This window comes from Nonomuraea zeae (assembly GCF_005889725.1).
GTDB classification, from domain to species: Bacteria; Actinomycetota; Actinomycetes; order Streptosporangiales; family Streptosporangiaceae; genus Nonomuraea; species Nonomuraea zeae.
In genome coordinates this window covers 1-2,772 of sequence record NZ_VCKX01000579.1, presented here as the reverse complement: position 1 = coordinate 2,772, position 2,772 = coordinate 1, and the positions used below count along the sequence as shown (strand labels likewise).

The 2,772-nt window shown below is 70.7% G+C and carries 2 protein-coding genes; both read right to left on the bottom strand.

Going from position 1 to position 2,772, the window contains the following annotated elements; all coding sequences use genetic code 11:
• Positions 1 to 78 precede the first annotated feature (78 nt).
• A complete protein-coding gene (locus tag ETD85_RS61360) occupies positions 79 to 831 on the bottom strand; it encodes a polyprenol monophosphomannose synthase (protein ID WP_138698948.1) in 753 nt (250 codons plus the stop codon).
• The gene (gene lnt / locus ETD85_RS61355; RefSeq protein ID WP_240780167.1) at positions 828 to 2,414 is read right to left on the bottom strand and encodes an apolipoprotein N-acyltransferase; all 1,587 of its coding nucleotides are present in this window, start codon (positions 2,412 to 2,414) and stop codon (positions 828 to 830) included. Before lnt ends, ETD85_RS61360 begins: the two co-directional genes overlap by 4 nt.
• Between the last annotated feature and the right edge of the window lie 358 nt (positions 2,415 to 2,772).

Sequence of the window (2,772 nt, the reverse complement as noted above, 5' to 3'; positions counted from 1 at the left end):
AGATTTGTATAAGAGACAGGGGCCGGGGGTAGGGAGTGGCGATGCTTTTCCCAGCCCGGCTCCTACCGGCCGCCGCCCTTAGCCGTGGTGGCGGTTGGTGCGCATCCTCTTGGGCAGGCCCGTGACGCCCCACAGGCCGATGCGCCACAGCGCCTCGGACATGACCTTGCCGCTCATCTTGCTCTTGCCGACCGTCCGCTCCACGAACGTGATCGGCACCTCCACCACCCGCAGCCCGTGCCGCGCCGTGCGCAGGGTCAGGTCGACCTGGAAGCAGTAGCCCTGCGACTCCACCCCCGACAGGCCCACCTTCTCCAGCGTGGCGGCCCGGTAGGCACGGAAGCCGGCCGTGGCGTCGCGTACGGGCAGGCCGAGCATGACCCTGGTGTAGATGTTGGCGCCCTTGGACAGCAGCTCGCGCCGGTGCGGCCAGTTGACCACCTTCCCGCCCGGCACGTAACGCGACCCGATCGCCAGATCGGCCCCGTCGGCGAGCGCCCCCAGCAGCTTGGGCAGCTCCTCGGGCTGGTGCGAGCCGTCGGCGTCCATCTCGACCAGCACGTCGTAGCCCTCGTCCAGCCCCCAGCGGAACCCGGCGATGTAGGCGGCGCCGAGCCCTTGCTTGCCCGGCCGGTGCAGGACGTGGATCTGCTCGTCACCGGCGGCGAGGTCGTCGGCGACCTCGCCGGTGCCATCGGGGCTGCTGTCGTCGGCCACGAGCAGGTGAGCTTCCGGTACGGCGGCGCGAATCCGCTCGACGATCATGGGCAGGTTGTCGCGCTCGTTGTAGGTCGGCACGACGACGAGCACCCGGCCGAGAGTCTCCATCATCCGTCGTTCCTCATCCGGTCGCCTCGCCGCCTGCCCCGCCATAGGGCGGCTCCCACCGCCGCCGCTCCCATCACCATCAATGCCCACTCAGGAACCGCGCCCACCTTCGTGGCGATCGTTTCCTGGGTGCGTACGGGCACCTTGACCACGTTCATGTCCGCCACCAGCTCGCGGGTCTGCCAGGAGACCTTACCGTCAGGCGTGACGTAGGCGGAGATCCCGGTGGTGGCGGCCGTCACGACGGCCCGGTTGTGCTCGACGGCGCGCAGCTTGGACATGGCCAGTTGCTGCGGCGGCAGGTTGGACTCGGCGTAGCTGGCGTTGTTGGTCTGCACCACGATCGGGGTGCCGCCGGCCCGCACGGTCTCGCGCACGGTCCCGTCATAAGCCACCTCGTAGCAGTTGACGGCGCCGATCGTGACGGGGCCCAGCTTCAGGTCGCCCGGCTTGTCACCCGGCACCGACTGCCGGCCGACCAGGCTGGCCCGCTCCCACAGCGCCAGCACGATCTCCTTGAACGGTGTGTACTCCCCGAACGGCACCAGATGCTGCTTGTCGTAATAGGCGCCCGGCCCGGTCACGGGGTCCCAGGTGAGGCTGCGGGTGGCCCGCCGGTCGTCGCCTATCGCCACGACCGCGCCGACCAGCGTGGGCACGCCGACGTCACGGACGGAGTCCTGGATGATCTCCCGGGCGAACTCGTCGCGGTAGGGGTCGATGTCGGTGGAGTTTTCCGGCAGGATCACGATGTCCGGCTTGGGAAGCTTTCCATCCCGTACGGCCTGAGCCAGCCTTTTCGTCTCGTTCGCGTGATTCTTCAGGACGACGGCGGGCTCGTCGCCCAGGATGTTCATGCCCCGGCCCGGGACGTTCCCCTGCACAATGCCGACGTTGATCGCCCTGCCCTCGTCGCCCGGCCTGGGCACCGCGAAGCTCAGCACGGGCACCGCCAGGGCCAGCACGACCGGGACGGCCCTGCGGAGCGCGGCGGCCGGGCGAGCTGAAGCAGCCGAACGGGCTGAGGCGGCTGGGCGGACGAGGACGGCGTGGGCGACCAGAGCGCCGCACAGGGTGACGGCGAAGGACACCAGCGGCACGCCGCCGAGGGCCGCGTACGAGGTGAACAGCGACTCGCCCTGGCTGAAGGCCACCCGCGCCCAGGGGAACCCGCCGATGGGCACCAGGCCGCGAGCCCACTCCATCGCCACCCACAGCCCGCTGAACCACAACGGCCAGAGCGGCAGCCGGAACACGAGCGCGGCCAGGGCGGCCATGGCCGCGTAGAACAGGCTTTCTACGCCGACCAGCATGAACCAGACGTCGTCGCCGATGGTGCGCACCCAGGCGAGGGCCGGGAAGAGGAACACGAGTGCGGCCACGTAGCCGAGCCAGGCGGCCCGACGGGGGCGCGTGCCGTAGAGGGAGCCGACGATCAGGCTGATGCCGAGCGGCGCGCATAGCCACCAGTCGAGCGGCGGGAAGGCGGCGAACAACGCCAGCCCACCGGCGGCGGCCGCGACGAGCCGGGCGAGCAGCGCCCACCTCGGCTCCCGTCCGGGACCTCCCCCGGCGGCAACGGTCACGGCCTTTGAGGCCGGAGATCCAGGATCGCCATCGTCATCGTCATCGCCATCGCCATCGCCATCGCCATCGCCATCGCCATCGCCATCGGAGCCGGATCCGCCTCCTGGGACGGGTGTCTTTCCAGACGTAGCGGCGTCCTCAGGCTCAGGCGCCACCTCGGTCACGGCCTCGTTCTCGGGCTCGGCCACGGACGTAGGCGCGTCCTTGGCCACGGACGCCGTCTCAGGCTCGGACGCAAGGTCATCTTTGGGCGCGGGTGCCGTCTCGGGCGCGGGTGCCGTCTCGGGCGCGGGTGCCGCAGGAGGAGCCTGGTCGGTGGGGGCGGCGTCCGGACCGGCGTTCGAGGTGGCGGGTGGG